This window comes from Streptomyces sp. NPDC058697 (assembly GCF_042715345.1).
Taxonomy (GTDB): Bacteria; Actinomycetota; Actinomycetes; order Streptomycetales; family Streptomycetaceae; genus Streptomyces; species Streptomyces liliifuscus.
This window is the reverse complement of sequence record NZ_JBHXSU010000003.1, coordinates 210,249-227,992: the sequence shown is the minus strand read 5'-3', so window position 1 is coordinate 227,992 and position 17,744 is coordinate 210,249. Positions and strand designations below refer to the sequence as shown.

Annotated in this window: 11 protein-coding genes; 5 read left to right on the top strand and 6 right to left on the bottom strand. The window is 72.3% G+C overall.

The window, feature by feature from the left end; all coding sequences use genetic code 11:
* Nucleotides 1-62: 62 nt before the first annotated feature.
* From ACFWXQ_RS08925 to ACFWXQ_RS08900, 6 genes are read right to left on the bottom strand one after another with little or no spacing between them, the layout of a single operon-like run.
* Nucleotides 63-1,175: a Gfo/Idh/MocA family oxidoreductase gene (locus ACFWXQ_RS08925; protein ID WP_383937012.1), complete on the bottom strand. Its 1,113-nt coding sequence runs from the start codon at nt 1,173-1,175 to the stop codon at nt 63-65.
* Nucleotides 1,172-5,272 carry an amino acid adenylation domain-containing protein gene (locus tag ACFWXQ_RS08920; RefSeq protein ID WP_383937010.1) on the bottom strand — a complete coding sequence of 1,367 codons (4,101 nt, stop codon included), beginning with the start codon at nt 5,270-5,272 and terminating at the stop codon, nt 1,172-1,174. The genes ACFWXQ_RS08925 and ACFWXQ_RS08920 overlap by 4 nt, the downstream gene beginning before the upstream one ends.
* Nucleotides 5,269-9,738 (bottom strand): amino acid adenylation domain-containing protein, encoded by a 4,470-nt coding sequence (locus tag ACFWXQ_RS08915; RefSeq protein WP_383937008.1) that lies wholly within the window; start codon nt 9,736-9,738, stop codon nt 5,269-5,271. Before ACFWXQ_RS08915 ends, ACFWXQ_RS08920 begins: the two co-directional genes overlap by 4 nt.
* A 12-nt stretch (nt 9,739-9,750) precedes the next feature.
* Nucleotides 9,751-11,361, bottom strand: a complete 1,611-nt coding sequence (locus ACFWXQ_RS08910) for a tryptophan halogenase family protein (protein WP_383937006.1) — start codon at nt 11,359-11,361, stop codon at nt 9,751-9,753.
* Nucleotides 11,351-12,055, bottom strand: coding sequence for a tryptophan 2,3-dioxygenase family protein (locus ACFWXQ_RS08905; RefSeq protein WP_383937004.1), 705 nt, complete (start codon nt 12,053-12,055; stop codon nt 11,351-11,353). Before ACFWXQ_RS08905 ends, ACFWXQ_RS08910 begins: the two co-directional genes overlap by 11 nt.
* Nucleotides 12,052-13,659, bottom strand: coding sequence for a (2,3-dihydroxybenzoyl)adenylate synthase (locus ACFWXQ_RS08900; protein WP_383937003.1), 1,608 nt, complete (start codon nt 13,657-13,659; stop codon nt 12,052-12,054). Before ACFWXQ_RS08900 ends, ACFWXQ_RS08905 begins: the two co-directional genes overlap by 4 nt.
* Nucleotides 13,660-13,778: 119 nt before the next feature.
* On the opposite strand from ACFWXQ_RS08900, the gene ACFWXQ_RS08895 reads away from it, so the two are divergent.
* From ACFWXQ_RS08895 to ACFWXQ_RS08875, 5 genes are read left to right on the top strand one after another with little or no spacing between them, the layout of a single operon-like run.
* A complete protein-coding gene (locus tag ACFWXQ_RS08895) occupies nt 13,779-14,546 on the top strand; it encodes a thioesterase II family protein (protein ID WP_383937001.1) in 768 nt (255 codons plus the stop codon).
* Complete coding sequence (locus ACFWXQ_RS08890; RefSeq protein WP_383936999.1) at nt 14,543-15,289, top strand: SDR family NAD(P)-dependent oxidoreductase; 747 nt, start codon at nt 14,543-14,545, stop codon at nt 15,287-15,289. The genes ACFWXQ_RS08895 and ACFWXQ_RS08890 overlap by 4 nt, the downstream gene beginning before the upstream one ends.
* 47 nt (nt 15,290-15,336) lie before the next feature.
* Nucleotides 15,337-16,584 (top strand): pyridoxal phosphate-dependent aminotransferase, encoded by a 1,248-nt coding sequence (locus ACFWXQ_RS08885; RefSeq protein ID WP_383936998.1) that lies wholly within the window; start codon nt 15,337-15,339, stop codon nt 16,582-16,584.
* Between the two features lie 5 nt (nt 16,585-16,589).
* Nucleotides 16,590-17,138 carry a flavin reductase family protein gene (locus ACFWXQ_RS08880; protein ID WP_383936996.1) on the top strand — a complete coding sequence of 183 codons (549 nt, stop codon included), beginning with the start codon at nt 16,590-16,592 and terminating at the stop codon, nt 17,136-17,138.
* A complete protein-coding gene (locus tag ACFWXQ_RS08875; protein WP_383936995.1) occupies nt 17,135-17,629 on the top strand; it encodes a winged helix-turn-helix transcriptional regulator in 495 nt (164 codons plus the stop codon). Before ACFWXQ_RS08880 ends, ACFWXQ_RS08875 begins: the two co-directional genes overlap by 4 nt.
* Nucleotides 17,630-17,744 lie beyond the last annotated feature (115 nt).

The following is a 17,744-nucleotide window of genomic DNA, read 5'->3' as shown; positions in this document are numbered from 1 at the left end:
AGCCCCCCCGCTCCAACAGCGTCGATCGCGCTCATCACTCTCCAATCGTACGCGTACGAATATCACTGTACCCGGCTGTGGGCCCGGGGGGACAGGGATTCCGGCCAGAGATCGTCGACTGTCAGCGGCTTCCCGGATTCGGGCTCGGCGGCCTCGGGATAGCCCAGGGCCTCGGTCAGCTCCTTCCAGGCGCGGGCGACGGCCAGATGGCGCTGCTGGCCGTGCAGCGGGTCCACGCCCGCCTCGACGCGTTCGCGCAGCTCGTCCAGGACGGTCAGCACCCCGTCGCCCCACACGTCGTGGACGGCGTCCTCCCAGGTGGGCGTCCTGGCGGGACCCACATGGGCGCCGGTGGGACCGGAATCGTCCGCCCACCCCGGCGCGGAGCCCGACCGGCCCGGGAAGAACCGCCCCTCCGGGTTCGACGGCAGGCGCAGCACCGGGCTCCAGATCACCGGACCGTGGGTGTTGGCCAGCATCAGGTTGCCCGCGTCGGTGCCGATGGTGATCCGGTGCAGGAACAGGCTGGTGCTGTCGTCACCCGCCTGCATCCGGTTCTCCACCCGCAGCGTCAGCGGAACACCCGCGATCCGGGCGTCCACCCCGACCAGCGGGCGGCCGGCGCGCGCACCGACCCCGGTGATCGACCAGGGCCGCAGCCCGTCGAAGATCCCGGCGAGGATGTCGAGCAGGTCGAAGGAGACCTGCACCGCGCACAGGGCGTCGACGAACACCGGTTTGCGCAGCCGGACCAGCTCGCGGGCGGCCGAGGTGAACCGCCGGACCGGTTCGAGGTGCGGGTAGAAGGTGTTCAGCAGGTACTGGGTCCCACACCGGCGCGCCACCCGCAGGCAGTCCGCCAGCTCGTCCGGGTGGACCGGATGCTCCTGGAGCACATGGATGCCGCGTTCGAGCAGGGCCTTGGCCAGTTCCGCGCCGCGCCCGCCGCCGACCGCGGTCGACACCACGACACAGGCCGCGTCGACGTCGTCGGGCAGCTGCTCGACCGCGTCGTACAGCGGGACGCCGTACTCCTCGGCGAGCGCCGTGGAACGGGCGCTGCCCCGCGCCAGGATGCCGACGAGCCGGAAGCGCTCGGGCGCCCGTGCGAGCGCCGCGGCGTACACCTGGCCGAAACGGGTGCCGCAGACGACGACGCGCATCGGGCGGGTCATCGGCGCTCCGCGGGCCGCGCGGTGAGTGCGTCCGCCAGGCGCGCCACATGGGGCGGCCGGAGGCAGCTGAAGTGATCGCCCGGCACGTCGACCACCGTCACGTCCCCCAGGCACATCCCGCGCCAGAACGCGCTCGTGTCGTCCGTGGGTCCGAGGACGCCCGGCGTGGGCTCGACGGGGCGCAGGAAGGTGATGTCCCCCGCGTACGGCAGCGGATCGTACTGCGCCACCGCGTCGAGGATCCGTGCGAAGACCGCCGGATCGGCGCTCGTCGTCCGGGTGAAGGCGTGGTCGACGGCGAGGTCCTCGCGCGGCGGGGAGGGAATGCGGTGGCTGGACACCAGGGTCAGCCGTCGTACCGTCACATCGGCCCCGCTCAGGGCGCGGGCCAGCTCCAGGGCGATCGGGCCGCCGAGGCAGTAGCCGATGATCTCCACGCCGTCGAACCCGGCGGCCCGCACCTCGCGGGCGTATCCGGCGGCCAGGTCCTCGACAAGGTCCGGTGCGGCGAGGTCGGGTGCGGCGAGGTCGGGGCGAGTAGCGCCGCCCGGCACGGCGATCCCGAACAGGGGCGCGTCCGCGCCGAGTTCGGTGATGAGCGCGTCGTACGGCGCCAGGGTGCCCGATCCGTCGTGCACCAGCAGCCGCACCGGTCCCGCCCCGGATCCGGCGAGCGGGATCAGCGACGAGGTGCGGGTCGCCGGGGCCGCCTCCGTGGCCGGAGCCGCCTCGGCGTCGGACCGCAGCCACCGGGCCAGGCCGGCCACCGTGGGGGTGTCCAGCAGGGCGCGGAGCAGGGTGTCGAAGGTGAGGTGCGCGGCCTCGGGCACGAGTTCGCGGACCCGCCCGACGAACCGGGCCGCCAGCAGCGAGTCCCCGCCGACGTCGAAGAATCCCGCTTCGCGACTCGGCGGCTCGGCTCCGAGGGCCTCGGCCCACAGGTCGGCGATCCGTCGCTCGACGCCCGGGTGCGGCGGCTCGGAGGACTCGTCGCGCGGCGCGGTGGGCGTCGGGGCCGAGGCGAGCAGCTTCTTCCGGTCGACCTTGCCGTTCGGGGTCAGCGGCAGCGTCTCGACGAGGCGCACCCGTGCGGGGATCATGTGCGCCGGCAGCCGGTCGGCCACCCATCCGACGAGTTCCGCGGGCTCGACGGATCCGGACTCCCGCCGGGGGATCACGAAGGCGACCAGGGCCCGTTCGAAGGCGCTGTCGCCCGTCGCAAGGACCACCGACGTGCCCACCATCGGGTGCTCGCCGAGCACGGCCTCGATCTCGCCCAGTTCGATCCGGTGTCCGCGGATCTTGACCTGCTGGTCCGCGCGGCCGAGGAACTCGATCTCACCGGACGGCAGGTAGCGGCCGAGGTCGCCGGTGCGGTAGAGCCGCTCCTTCGTCTCCGGGTGGTGGACGAAGCGCTCCGCCGTCCGCTCGGGGTCGTTCAGATAGCCGGTCGCCAGGCCGGTGCCCGCGATGTACAGCTCGCCGGCGACCAGGTCGGGCCGGTCGCGCAGCGCGGTGTCGAGCACGTGGAAGCGCTGGTTCGCCAGGGGGATGCCGTACGGGATGCTGCGCCAGTGGGGTTCTACGGTCGTGACGGGGTGGTGGATCGACCAGATCGCCGCCTCCGTCGCCCCGCCCAGGCTGATCAGTTCGGTGCCGGGCAGGTGCCGTCCGGCGTGGCCGGGCAGGGTCAGCGGGATCCAGTCGCCCGACAGCATCGCCAGCCGGAGGCTCTCCGGACGGGCGGGTTCGGCGTCGAGGTAGTGCAGCAGCATCTGGAGCTGCGCGGGCACCGAGTTCCACAGCGTCACTCCGTGCTCGGCCACCGCCTCGGCCCAGTGCGAGGGGTCGCCGCGGCGCGCGGGGTCCGGCAGGACGAGGGCCGCGCCGACGGCCGGCGGGCCGAACAGGTCGTAGACGGACAGGTCGAAGCTCAGCGCCGCCAGCCCCAGGACGCGGTCGGACTCACCGACGCCGAAGCGGTGGTTGATGTCGAGCACCGTGTTGAGGGCGGCGCGGTGGCTGATCATCACGCCCTTGGGCACCCCGGTCGAACCCGAGGTGTGCATGACGTAGGCGAGGTCGTCGGGCGCGACGCGGGGGCCTTCGGGGATCTCGGCGAGCGGGACGGGCCGTAGCCCTGCCACGGCCACCGCTCGTACGCCTTCGGGGAGTTCACCGGTCGTGACGTCGGCGACGACGGCGAACCCGGCGCCGCTGTCGGTGAGGATGCGGTCGCGTCGGATCCTGGGCTGGCCGGAGTCGACCGGGACGTACACGCCGCCCGCGAGCAGCACCCCGAGCACCGCGACGGCCTGGTCCCGGCACTTGTCGATGAGGACGCCGACGAAGTCACCGGGGCGGCACCCCTCGGCCCGGAGCCGCGTCGCCACCGCGGCGGCCCCTCCCAGCCATTGCGCGTACGTCAGCGTCCCGGCGGTGTCGATCACCGCGACCCGGTCGGGGAACGCGCGCGCACGGGCGACGAGCGGATCGTGCAGCAGGCCCCCGGGCACCGGCGCGGCGGTCGCGTTCACCTCGGCGCGCCGGGTGCGCTGGCGTTCCGGCAGCGGCTGGGGATCCACCGCGGTCCAGGGCTCGGTGCCCTCGGCCAGCCGGTGCAGCAACGCCTCGAACGCGGCGAACATGTCGTCCACCATGCCGTCGGGGAAGGTCCCCTCGCGGATGTCCCAGTTCACATCCAGGCCGCCGAACTGGTCGCCCACCTGGCAGTCGATCCAGACCTGCGGTGTCTGGCTGATGCCGTACGACGGCCGCGGCTTCCTGCCCGCGGCCGACACCGCGTCGCCGCCGACCCCGATGCTGCCGGTGAACACCACCGGCAGCATCGCCTCCTCGCGCCCCCGCCGCCGGGCGATCTCGCGCAGTACCTCGACCCCGCTGCACAGCCGGTGGTCGAGGTCGTCGAAGAGCCGCTCGCCCAGGGCACGGGCGCGCTCCGCGAAGCTCGTCCGTTCCTCGCGGTCGACCGCGAGCAGGCTCAGCGAGGTGAAGTCGCCCAGCAGCCGGTCCACCCCCGGGTGCAGCGGCAGGCGGTGGAGCACGGGCAGTCCGACGCAGAAGCGCGGTGTGCCGCTCCAGCGGCCGATCGTCTCCACGTAGGCCGCGAGCACCGCGTTGGCCGGAGTGCTGCCCTGCTCGGCGGCGCGGGCCTTGAGCGCCTGCCACACGCGGTCGTCCAGTGTCGTCGTCAGACGGCGGAAGCGCGGTGCCGTCGTCGCCGGATCGTGGTCGTCGCGCAGCGGCAGGGCGGGCGGTCCCGGCAGTTCGTCGACCCGGTTCCACCAGTACGCGCGGTCGCGGGTGTACCGGTCGGTATCGCGCAGCCGGCGCTCGGCGAACACGTAGTCCCGGTAGGTGGCGTCGATCTCGGGCAGGGCGCAGTCCGGCTGCTGGTAGCGGCGGTCCAGCTCGGAAAGCACCTGCTGGATGCTGAGCCAGTCCAGCGCCATGAAGTCCACCGACAGATGCAGGACGCTCCGGTCGGCGGCCAGGGTCAGGCGCAGCTCGTGCATGGGGCGCTCGCCCGTGGGGTGCACGGCGTGCGACAGCTCGTCGCGCACTCCGGCGAAGGCCTTGGCGACCTCGTCGTCGGAGGCGTCACGCAGGTCGGCGACCGCGATACGGGTGTCCTCCGGTTCGGGCAGGACGCGTTGCGTGCCGTCCTCGTGGACGACGGTCCGCAGGGCGTCGTGGCGGCGCACCAGACCGTCCCAGGCGCTCTGCAGCCGGGCCGGGTCCAGGCCGGCCGGGTAGTCCAGCTCCTGGTAGAGGTGGCAGGAGACGCCGCCGTAACCGAAGGCCGGGTTGCGGCCGAAGAGGTAGGCGGACTGGATGTCGGTCAACGGGAAGGGCCGGTCCCGTTCGTCGGGCCGGTCCTGCCATACGGGGTCCTCCTCGCGGCTCGCTCCGGTGTCCGCCACGAGGGTCAGCAGTTCCGCCTTGTGGCGGCGCAGCTCCGTCAGACGCCGGTCGTCCATGACGCCCCGGGGGGCGCGGAAGCGCAGGTTCTCGCCCTCGCGCCACAGCTGGATCCCGGCGTCGGAGAACTCCTTGAGCAGGTCGTTGGCGTTCACACCGCACCCTCTTCGTATGCGTCGGCGGCACGGAGCCGGTCGATCAGTGCGCTGAGTCCCGCGACGGTCGGTGTACGGATGACGTCGCGCATGGGCAGTTCGACGCCCCAGGCCCCGCGCACCTCGGCGACGAAGCGGGTCGCGATCAGGCTGTCGCCGCCGAGCCTGAAGAAGTTCTCGTTGCGGCCCACCGACTCCAGTCCGACCAGCTTCGTCCACCGGTCGGCGACGAAGGTCTCGGTGTCGCCCCGCGGCGGATCGTCCACGTCACGCGGCCGGTCGACGGACTGTTCGAGGATGGTCCGCACCTGCCGCCGGTCGATCTTTCCGTTGGCGCTGAGCGGCAGTGCGGGCAGGACGGCGAAGTGGGCCGGGACCATGTGTTCCGGCAGCCGGTCGGCCACCCAGCCGCGCAGGCCGGCGGGATCGATCCCGTGGGCCGTCCCGGGCCGGTCCGCGCAGAGCAGGATCTCGCCGCCGGGCTCGGTGCGCAGGACCCGCACGCCGGTCAGGCCGGCCCCGGTGCAGGCCTGCCGCCACCGCTCGGCGTCGTACAGCCAGGGGGTTTCGGGGCGGCCCGCCGCGAACCTCCCCGCCCTTGCCTCCAACGGCAGGGCGGTGACGAGCGCGAGCGGCGTCGGGTGTGCCCGCTCCAGGAGGTGGAGGCGGCCGCCCGGGGCGAGCAGCAGGGCCAGGGTGGCCACGGCCAGGTCCGGGTCCGGCATGCGGTGCAGGACGTTGTTGGCCACGACGGCGTCGTAGGTGTGGAGATGCTGCACGGCGACGGCGTCGGGGCTCTGCCATGCGGTGCGGGTGCGGTGCCCCTGCTCCTCCAGCAGCGTCCGGGTCCTGGCCAGCGCCGGTTTCGAGGAGCCGAGCAGCATGTAGTCGACCGGGGCGGAGCCGAGTCCGGCGAGCAGGCGCGCGGTGCCACGGCCCCCTGCCACGTCCCACTCCGCGACGCGCGGGGTCGCGGAGCCGCCGCCGCGTGCCCGCAGGTCCTCGGCGACGGCCCGGAGGCAGTCGGCTGTCGCCGGCATCAGATCGCCGAGCGCCTCCGGGGCCAGTACCGGGTCGTCCAGCAGCGCGGTGGCGTCGGCGTCGCCGGAGACGATGGCCGACAGGAGCGGTCCGGCCCAGCGCAGCGCGGCGGCGACGGTCTCGAACGAGGTCCCGGCGGCGGCCTCGCGGGCCGACGCGATCCACTCCGGGCGCGTGACCTCGTCCCAGCGGGCGCCGTGCCGGTGCGTACCGTCGGCGGCGCGGACGAGCACATCGCGCTCGGTGAGATACGCGAACCAGATGTCCACGACCGGGCGTTGTCCGTCGCAGACCGACGGGCGGACGCCGTCGGATCCGGTCAGCGGTGCGACGACTTCCGCCAACAGCGCTTCCACCAGGCGGTGTTCGAGCTGATGCGGGTCGGTCTCGCCGATTTCCCGGGGCGGCAGGAACGGGTTCCGGGTACGGTCGGGTTCCGCGTGGACCCGGTCCGGTGCGGACGAGCGCTCGACCACGGCGGCGACGAGTTCCCTGCGCCCTTCGGCGACCGGAACGGCCACGGCCTGGGCCACCTCGGGGTGCCCCTGGAGGCAGGATTCGATCTCCCCCAGTTCGACCCGGAAGCCGTTGATCTTCACCTGGTGGTCGAGGCGTCCGAGGAACTCCAGGTTGCCGTCGGGCCAGTAGCGGCCGAGGTCCCCGGTGCGGTACCAGCGCTCGCCCCGGTGTTCGGGGAAGCGTGCCGCGGTCAGCTCGGGGTCGCCCCGGTAGCCGAGCGCGACCCCCGCGCCGCCGATCCAGAGTTCGCCGGGCACCCAGTCGGGGCAGTCCCGGCCCCGCCCGTCCACCACCCGGAACTTCTGGTTCCGCAGCGGTTTCCCGTACGGGATCGAGCGCCAGCCCGCCGGTACCTCGGTGACCTCGTACGCGTTCGACCAGATCGCGGCCTCGGTCGCGCCGCCGAGCGAGATGAACCGGCAGCGGCCGTCCGTCGCCCGCGCCAGCCGTTCGGGCAGGTCGAGCCCGATCCAGTCGCCGGACAGCAGGGCCAGGCGCAGCGAGCCGGGGAACGGGGAGCCGTCCGCCGCGGTCAACGCCATTTCGAGCAGGGCCGGGACGGTGTTCCAGACGGTCACCGCGTGCCGTTCGCACAGCGTCAGCCACTCGGTGGCGTCGCGCCGCCCGGACTCCGGGACCAGGACGGCGGCCCCGCCCACCGCGAGGAAGCCGAAGACGTCCCACACGGAGAGGTCGAAATCCAGCGCGGACACCGCCAGCACCCGGTCGTCCGCCCCGATCCCGAACCGCTCGTTGAGGTCCTCGACGGTGTTGACCGCGGCGCGATGGCTGACCTCGACGCCCTTGGGCAGGCCGGTGGAGCCCGAGGTGAAGATCACGTACGCGGGGTCCCCCGGTTCGGCCGGCACCGGTGCGCCCAGCGGTGGTGTGCGGAGCGCCCTCTCGATCGGGAGCACCTCGACACCCGCTTCGGTCGCGCCCAGGGCCCCGCTGCCGTCGAGGACGACCTCCGCGCCGCTCAGTTCCAGGATGCGGGCCCGCCGCTCCGCGGGCTGGTCGACGCCGACCGGGACGTACGCCGCGCCCGCCGCGAGCACCCCGAGCACCGCCGCGATCTGCCGCGGTCCCTTCGGGGCGATCACGGCGACGTACGATCCGCGGCCGATTCCGCGCCCGGCGAGCGCGGCGGAGATGCCGAGCGCGTCCCGGGCCAGCTCGTCGTGCGTCATCGACGCGTCGTCGCCCCAGAGCAGGGCGGGCCGCGCGGCGCGGTCGGCGGCCCGCTCGAAGAACGCCGTGTGCAGGAGGTTGCCGGTCATGGTCCGGGTGGAGGCGTTGACCGCCTCCCGGGTGGCCCGCTGCGCGGCGGGCAACGGCGTCTTCGAGGGCGCGGTCTCCCACTCCCCGTCGATCAGCTCGCGGACCAGCGCCTCGTACGCCGCCATCATCGTGTCGAGGAGGCCGTCGGGGAACAGCTCCTCGACGGCGTCCCAGACCATCCGCACACTGCCGTCCCGGGTGCGGTAGATCTGGTGGTCGAGCCAGACCTGCGGCGTCTGGGAGATCATCCAGCTCGCGTCGCCGAAGCGCTCGGCGAACACGTCCGGGATCAGCGGCGCCGACAGGTCCAGGGAGAACACCACGGGCGCGGTGCGGGGCGCGTCCGGGTCGGAGCGGGCGAGGTCGCGCAGGACGTCGACGCCGCTGTAGGCGGCGTGCCCGATGTCCTCGTGCACCTGCTTCTGCACGGCACGCGCGCACTCCTGGAAGCCGGACCCGGAGAGGTCCACCTCCAGCAGCACCAGACCGGTGAAGTCGCCCACGACGCGCTCGATCTCGGGGTGCGCGCCGAGATCGCGGTCGAACAGCGGCAGGCCGAGCAGGAAGCGCTCGTCGCCGGACCACCGGCTCAGGATCATGGCGTACGCGGTGGCCAGCACCACCGACGGGGTCAGGCCCGCCTTGTTCCCCCGCCGCTCCAGGGCGCTCCACTCGTCGGCCGTGAGGTCGAAGTACCGGCGGGCGAAGCGCGGGGCGGCGACGGCCAGGGGGTCGATCGCCAGGGGCAGCTTCGGGCCGCCCGGCAGCGTCGGCACCCGCCGCTGCCAGTACGGGCGGGCCCGCTCGCTCTCGGTCCGGCGGCCTGCGGCCTGGTCCGCGAGATACCGGCCGAAGGTGTAGCCGACCTCGTCGAGGCTGTCGGGGTCCTCGTACAGGGCGGTCAACTCGCCGAGCAGCAGCCGGAAACTGGCCAGGTCGGCGACCAGGAGGTCGGTGTTGAAGTGCAGCCGGTCGACCCCGCCGGGCAGCCGCGTCAGCTGGACGTCGATGACCTCGCCTCGGCCGACGTCCAGCACCCGGTGCGACAGCCGCTCGCGCAGCTCCAGCGCCGCCGCCTCCGCCTCGGCGGCCGGCCGGGCGCGGAGGTCGTGGACGGTCAAGCCGGGCCACGGGGACCGGGGCAGGACCTGCTGGGTCGCGTCGTCGGCGAAGCGCGCCCGGAGCATCGGATGCCGTGCGAGCAGCGCCCGCACGGCCCGCTCCAGACGGTCCGGCTCGATCGGCCGGACCCCGTCGAACTCCATGTAGTTGTGACAGCCGACGCCGCCGAGGGGCTGGCCCTCGGCACGGCCGATCAGATACGCCTGCTGCACCGCGGTCAGCGGGAAGCTCCGATCCGCCTCGTCGTCGTGCTTCTCGACGGCCTCCGGCGCCGGTTCGCCGCCCTCCAGGGGGGTCAGCATCCCGGGCCAGGCCGACAACCGGGGGTCCTCGGCCAGCTCGGCGAACGAGGCGTCGAGGCCCTCCCGGTTGAGCCGGCTCACCAGCCGCATCAGGTCCATGGACTGCAGGCCGAGCTCAAAAAGGTTGCAGTCGTCGTCCGCCGCGGTCAGCTCGATGCCGAGCACACCGGCTACCACTTCGCGCAGGGCTTGAAGGTCCATGTCCCCGCTCACTCAGACCGCGCCGGAGCGCATGGCGGCGAAGTACTCGTTCTGGGTGGGGAGTTCCTGGACGAGCTTGTCCGCCTTCAGCCGGATGCGCTCGAACTCCGCGATCGCCGCCCGCTCGTCGGCCATGTCGAGTGCGGGCGAGTGCCGGACCTCGATGCCGCCGGTGCCCAGCAGGATGCAGTTGTACGAGTACGGCGGCAGCCCGTGGTAGTGCGGGAAGACGGTCTGCGCGTCCGGCACCTTGTGCTTCCAGTTCTCGATGCGCTCGGCCAGCTCGTCGGGGACCCTGCGCGTCTTGGTGTCCTTCCAGTACTGGTTGTCGGCGCGCTTGGCGCCCACGTAGTGCAGCACCAGGAACTCGCGGACGCCGTCCTGCACATGCTCGATCGACTCGTTGTAGAGGTTGCGCAGGCGGTGGTCGTCGCGGCCGGAGGGGAAGTACTTCACGATCTGCTCGATGGCGTGGTGGATGAAGAAGATGCCGGTCGACTCCAGCGGCTCCACGAAGCCGCTCGACAGTCCGATGCCCACGCAGTTCTTCACCCAGGAGCGGCGGCTGCGGCCGATGCGCATCTTGATGTGGTTCGCCTCGACGTCCTCGGCGCCGGGGCCGATGAACTCGCGCAGCGTGCGCTCCGCCTCCTCGGGCGTGGTGTAGTCACTGGCGTAGACGTAGCCGGAGCCGATGCGGCTGATCAGCGGGATGGTCCAGATCCACCCCGCCTCCTGGGCGGTCGCGGTGGTGCAGGGCCGCAGCGGCTCGCGGTCCATGTCCAGCGGCACCTGGAGGGCGACCGCGCGGTCGTTGGGCAGCGTGTCCTGGTACGAGACGAAGGGCTCGTCGAGCGCCTTGTTCAGCAGGAGCGCGCGGAATCCCGTGCAGTCCACGAACAGATCGCCCTCCAGCCGCCCGTGCTCGGCCGTCTGCACATGGGCGATGGACCCGTCCCCGTCGAGCACGACGTCCGTGACGTCGTCGGTGATGTGGCGGACGCCGCGCTCGGTGGCGTAGGTCGTCAAGTACTTGGCCAGCAGGGCCGCTTCGAAGTGGTAGGCGTAAGGGAACTGCGTCCCCTGGTACTCCACGATAGTCGACCGGGCCGAGGTCTCCTCGCGCTGCTGCTCGACGAAGCCCTGGTCGATCAGCTTGCCGTCGAGGTAGCGGGGCGAGCGCTCGGCGTCGCACAGCGACGCCATGACGAAACAGTCCTTGTCGAACCGGCTCGTGGTCGGGCTGCGCAGCCACCAGTCGCTGAGCGGGAACCCGTCGACCGAGCCGAGCTGCTCGAACGGGTGGTAGAAGTGATGGCCCGGCTCACGCCAGTTCTCGAACCGCACGGCCAGCTTGTAGGTGGCGTTGCAGGCCGGCATCCAGTCCGACTCGGACAGCTTGAGGAACTCGAAGAAGTGCCTGATGTCGCTGAACGTGGCCTCGCCGACGCCGATGGTGCCGACCCTGGCCGATTCCACGACGGTTACGTCGATCCGCTCGCCGAACGCGGCCGCCAGGTAGGACGCCGTCATCCAGCCCGCCGTGCCGCCGCCGACGACCACGACCCGCTTCGTCCTGCCCGGGTCGCTCGCCCGCTGCTTGCCAGCACCGTCAACAGTCATTACTGCGTACTCCTTGTATGAGTTCCGGAAAGAGGGTGCGTTCCATCGAGCCCCACAGATACGCGGCGCCCGACGAGCCCGCCGTGCCGGCCACATCGCCGAGCAGCGCCTCCGCCAGGGCGGCGTGCCGCCCCCGGCAGAAGCGCATCGAGGCGTCGAAGGCGGCCATCGCGTCATGGATCCGCTTGACGTCCTCGCCGGCCCGGTCGCGGTATTCGCCGAACGCGGCGTCCAGCGACTGCTCGTCGAGACGTGCGAGCAGCCGGTCCCGGTCCCGGTCGGTCAGCCCGGCGATGTTCAGCATCCGCCGGTCCCTGGCCCCGCACAGGAACTCGATCTCGCGGAACTGGACGGACTGGAAGCCGCTGGACGTCCCGAGCGTCGCCCGGACGGCATCGAACTCGTCCGGCGTCAACGCGTGCAGGGCGTCGAAGTGCTGGGTGACCGCCGCCATGATCCGGGGCAGCCGGTCGAGATGTGCGCATGCCTCTGTGCCCTGCCCTTCGGCGAGGGCACGGCGGGCGGCCTCCAGGTGGCGCAGGACGACCGCGAACCAGATCTCACAGGCCTGGTGGGCGCCGAAGAACAGGGCGCGTTCCGGGGTCTCGTGCACCCGGGCGACCTCAAGGAGCTCGTCCAGCCTCAGTCGTTCTCCGTACGCCGGACAGTGGCCGGCTTCCGCCTGGTCGCTCACCGCGTCCGCTCCTCGCGCAGAAGCTTCTTGTCGATCTTCCCGACGGGCGTACGGGGGAAGTCGGGCACGACGACCAGGTCGTCCGGCAGCTTGTAGGTCGCCAGCCCGCGATCGCGGATGTGCTCCCTGATCGTGCGCAGCGAGAGCGCCCCGGCGTCGGTGCCCGCGGTGAGGACGGCGAACACGCAGAGGCGCTCGTCGCGTTCCTCGTCCGGTACGCCGACGACCGCGGCGTCCCGGACCAGCGGGTGGGTCAGCACATGGCTCTCGACCTCCTCGGCGGAGACCTTCTCGCCGAGGTGGTGGATGATGTCCTTCAGCCGGCCCTCGATGACGATGTTCCCGTCGCCGGTCGTGCGGGCCAGGTCGCCGGTGCGGTAGAACCCGTCGGTGGTGAACGCCCGGCGGTTGGCCTCCGGTCCGGCGAAATAGCCCCGGATCGTGTACGGGCCCCGGGTGAGCAGTTCGCCGGTCGTGCCGGGGGCGACCTCGTGGTCGTCGGCGTCGACGATCCTGATCTCGTCGTCGGGGGACAGCGGCCTGCCCTCGGTGCCGAAGACGACCTCCTGCGGATCGTCGAGCCGGGTGTGGGTGATCAGTCCCTCGGCGGTGCCGAACACATTCATGATCCGGCAGCCGAGGTTCTTGCTGACCCGTGCCGCCGCGTTGGGGCCGAACTTCGAACTGCCCACCTGGATGGTCATGCCGGTCATGTCGACCGGGTCGCCGGGCGCCTGCTCCGCCCAGAGCAGCGCCAGGGCGGGCACCAGCGCGGTGTGCGTGACGCCCTCCTTCCCGATGAGCGGGAACACCAGGCCGGGGCTGGGGTTGGCGGCCAGCACGGCCTTCCCGCCGACGAGCAGCGCGCCCAGCACGCCGGGGCAGCCGAGCGCGGCGTTGTGCGGTACGGGGTTCGCGGCGAGGTAGACGCTGTCCTCGTCGAACCCGGTCGCCTCGGCGCACGCGAGCATGTTGTACGCGTAGTCGTCGTGGGTCCGGGGGATCAGCTTCGGCGCCCCGGTGGTCCCGCCCGACAGCAGCAGCAGCGCCACCTCGGAGGCGTCGACCGGCTCCATGTCCCGGGGCGTGCAGGCGGCCAGCCGGGACAGCGGTGTGTGCTCCTCCGCCTCTCCGGCGATCACGATGTGCCGCAGCCCCGGCGCGTCGGCGCGCACCTCGCGGGCCAGCTTGCGGTGGTCGAAGCCCTGCAGACGGTCCGGGCCGACGTAGGCCACCGCCTCCGAGGCGCGGACCAGGTGGAGGATCTCGTCCCTGCGATGTCCGGGCAGCGCCATCACGGGGATGGCCCCGATGCGGAACAGCCCGATCATGGTGGAAAGGAATTCGATGACGTTCGGCAGATGCAGCACGACCCGGTCGTGCCTGCGGACGCCGAGTTCCGCCAGGCCGGACGCGATACGGTCGGCCTCGTCGAGCAACTCCGGGTAGGTGACCCGGCGTCTGCCGTCCACGGCGGCGATCTTGTGCGGGTGGCGCTCGGCACTGTCGGCCACCCGTTGCCGGAGGGGGACCCCCGTCCAGTAGCCGGCTTTCCGGTATCTCTCCGCGAAGTCGGGTGGCCACGGCACGAACCCGTCCAGCATGCGTCCTCCTCGGTTGCGACGCCTTCAGAGTCGGGCAGGGGCTCCGGAGCCGCATCAATCCCCAACAGAGCTTTGAAAGTTTTGGCCGGGGAGGCCGACGGCTTGGCGAACCTCGACTCGTGAACCGAGTACGAGCGCAGGGGCGGAACTGGGTACGGGTCATCAGCGGCGAGGAGCGCCCGACGGCCCGGCTGGTCTGCTTCCCCTACTCCGGTGGTACCGCGGCGGCCTACCGTGACTGGCCCTCCGCGCTGCCGACGGGCGTCGAACTGCTCGCCGTGCAGTATCCGGGCCAGGCGGACCGCATCCGCGAGTCGCCCGCGGGCTCCATCGCCGAGATCGCGTCGTGCGTGGCCGCCGAACTCTCCCGGCGGGATCCTGTCCACTGCGTCCTGTACGGGCACAGCCTGGGCGCGCTGGCCGCGTACGAGACGGCGGGACTGCTCCAGGCGGCCGGCCTCCCCGCACACGGGCTGGTCGTCTCTGGTTCGCTCGCACCGGGGCAGGCGCTCGGCGGCCGGATCCATCTCGCCGGTGACGCCGAACTCTGGTCCACCCTGCGGGACTTCGGCGGGATCGACCCGTCGATCGCGGACGACCTGGAGCTGCGGGACCTGCTGCTGCCGACCCTGCGGGCGTATATCGCACTCACCGAGACCTACCGGCCGCCGACGCGTCCGGAGCCGCTGCGCTGCCCGGTCCACTGCCACTACAACACCGAGGATCCTCTGGTGGACGCCGCGCGGGTCGAGCCGTGGGCCGCGGTCACCACCGGCCGGACCAGCGTACGGAGCAGGCCCGGCGGGCACTTCGGAGTGCTCCAGGAGCCTGCGGAACTGATCGCCGACATCACCGGAGTCCTCCAGGAAGTCCCGACGCTGCCATGACCCTTGCCGGAAAGTCCGTCATCATCACCGGTGCGGCCACGGGCATCGGCCGGGGCATCGCGGAATGCGTGCTGAAGGAGGGCGCCGACGTCACGGTGGTCGGCCGCCGCGAGGAACCGCTGCGGGAGCTGGCCGAGCGGTTCGGGGACGCGGTCCACGTCGTGGCACAGGACGTCGCCGCGCCCGGGGCCGCCGAACGGATCGTCGCCGCCGCGACGATGAGATTCGGCGGGATCGACGCCGTGGTCAACAACGCCGGCCTGGCCCGGTTCGGCACCCTGGACGCGGTCGACGCCGCGCTGTTCGACGCGATGTTCGCCGTCAACGTCCGTGCGCCCGCCGAACTGATCCGCTGCGCCCTGCCGCATCTTCGGGACCGCCGGGGCAGCATCGTCAACATCTCGTCCGTCGGCGGCGTCCTGGCCATGCCGGGGCGGGCTTTCTACGGCGCGACCAAGGCGGCCCTCAACAGCCTGACCCGTTCCCTGGCGGTGGAGCTCGCGCCGGACGTGCGGGTGAACGCCATCCTGCCCGGACCGGTACTGACGCCGATGTGGGACGGGACCGGCCTGGACGCGGCAGGCACCGAGCGGATGCGGGAGGGGCTGATCGCGTCGACCCCCATGGGGCGGTTCGGGGAGGACCGGGAGATCGGCCGGTGGGTCTGCCTGCTGATCGACCCCGAGGTGTCGGGCTGGGTCACCGGCGCCCTGATGCCCGTCGACGGCGGACGTACGGCATGACCCGACCAACCGGCCGAGAACACTCTCACAAACAAAGGGGTACGAGCGTGAGTTCAGAGAACAGGTCCGTCGCCGGCTCCATTCCTTCGTCCTGCCTGGTCAGCATCTTCTGGGCGGCGGAGAAGCTCGCGAAGGAGACCGGCGTCGACGTGGTGAAGCTGCACGTCGGCGACCCGTACTTCGATCCGTCCGAAGACGTCGCCCAGGCCTTCGTGGACGCCGTGCGGCGCGGCGACACCAAGTACACCGGGGTCGAGGGCCTGCCCGCGCTGCGGGAGGCGGCGGCCGAGAAGCTGCGCATGGACAACGGTCTGGACAGCGACGTCGACAGGCTGCTGATCTCGCCCGGTTCGGCCCAGGGTCTGACCGGCCTCCTCCAGGCGCTCGCCGAGCCCGGCGCGGAGATCCTGCTGCCGGAGCTGCACTGGCCGGTCCATCTGCAGCAGAGCCTGCTCGCGGGCTTCCGCCCGGTGCTGTATCCGCTCGGCCCCGACTTCCGGCCCGATCCCGAGCGGATCGCGGCCGCCGCGACGCCCCGCACCCGGGTCCTGCTGATCAACTCGCCGGCCAACCCGACCGGAGCCGTCCTCGACGGCGACGAGATCCGCACCCTGCTGGACCTGGCGCGCCGGAACCGCTGGCAGGTCATCAGCGACGAGGCCTATGAGCACTTCTGTTACGAGGGGGAGCACATCTCGGTCGCCTCCTTCGAGCGTGAGGTCCCGGTCGCCGAGCGGATCGTGCACAGCGTCTTCACCTTCTCCAAGGGCTTCGCGATGACCGGCTACCGGCTGGGCTACGTGGCGCCGGCCACCGATCGCATGGCCGACGTCATGAAGGTCGTCCAGGAGGCCGGGATCATCGGCACGTCGACCCCGGTGCAGCACGCGGGCATCGCCGCGCTGAACAGCCGGGCGGACTCGACGGCGACCAACCGCAAGCTGGTGCAGCGCAACCGGGACGTGGCGCTGCCGCCGCTGATCAAGGCCGGGCTGCTGCGGGAGCTGCCCGCCGGCGGCTGGTACGCGATGCTCGACGTGAGCCGGTCCGGGCTGGACGCCGAGTCGTTCGCGATGCGGCTGCTGGAGCGCAAGGGCGTCGCGGTGGTGGCGGGCAACGGGTTCGCCATGCGCCCCGACGTCGACGAGCAGGGCCGCATCCGCTCCCACGACTATGCGCCCTGGGCACGGCATCTGGTCCGGATCGCGTTCTGCGTGGATCCGGTGGCGTTGGAGACCGGTGTGCAGCGGATCATCGAGTTCGTCGAGGAATGCGCCGCCGAAGCGAAGGGATGACCGGCATGGCGAACTCCCCGGCCGGCACGGCGACACGGGCGACCGTCGACCAGGCGGCCTTCCGTTCCCTCATGACGGCGCATCCGGTCGGCGTCACGATCGTGACCACCGTGGGGCCCGATGCCGAGCCGTGGGGCATGACCTGCTCCTCGTTGTGCGGCGTCTCGCTCCAGCCGGCCACATTGCTGGTCTGTCTGCGGGACCGGAGTCCGACGCTGGCCGCGTTGCGGCACACGTCCGCGTTCGCCGTCAACCTCCTGCACGACCGGGCCGAACCGGTGGCGCGGCTGTTCTCCTCCGGGGCCCCGGACCGGTTCGAGAAGGCCGCCTGGGTCCCGGATCCGGAGTCCGGGGTCCCGCATCTGATCGAGGACGCCCACACGATCGCGGACTGCGAGGTCAGCGAGACGCTGACGGTCGGGGACCATGTCGTGGTCTTCGGGCGGGTGCACCGGGTGGCGAGCCACGCGACCCGGCCGGCCGGTCCGCTGCTGTACGGGATGCGGCGGTACTGGTCGCTGCCGGATGCGGCGGACGACGGGAGCGGACAGTGACCCGGGCGCGCATCCCCGACTGCCCGCTGGCCCGCACGGTCGAGGTGATCGACCGGTGGTGGACCCTGGAGATCCTGCACGTGGTCCTCGGCGGCCACACCCGGTTCTCCTCGATCCGCCGGGATCTGGAGACCCCCGCCGACGTTCTGGCGGACCGGATCGCCGCGCTGAGGGCGAAGGGCCTGCTGGAAATCGACGACACCGCCGGCGACACCGCCGAGCCGGACGACCCGACGTACCGGCCCACCGATCTGGGCCGCTCGCTGCGCCCGCTCCTCCTGGTCATGGCGGCCTTCGGGAACCACCGGCTGGCCCCGGAGGACCGCAGCGTCGTCCTGGTCGACAAGGAGACGGGCAGGGAGGTGGACCCGGTCGTGGTCGACCGGGCGACCGGCCGCCGGGTCGACACCGCCGGCTTCGTCTTCGCCCGTGGCCCGAAGGCCGGCGAACAGGTCGCCGCCCGCTATCCGGAGGCCCGGGCCGGGCGGTGACCCGCACGGCCACCGGACCGGCCGCACTCCGCGGGCCGGTGATCCGCCCGTCGGCCGTACGCCCCGGCGTACGGCCGACAGTCGCGCGGCCCGGACTCCTCCGGGGCGCTCCACC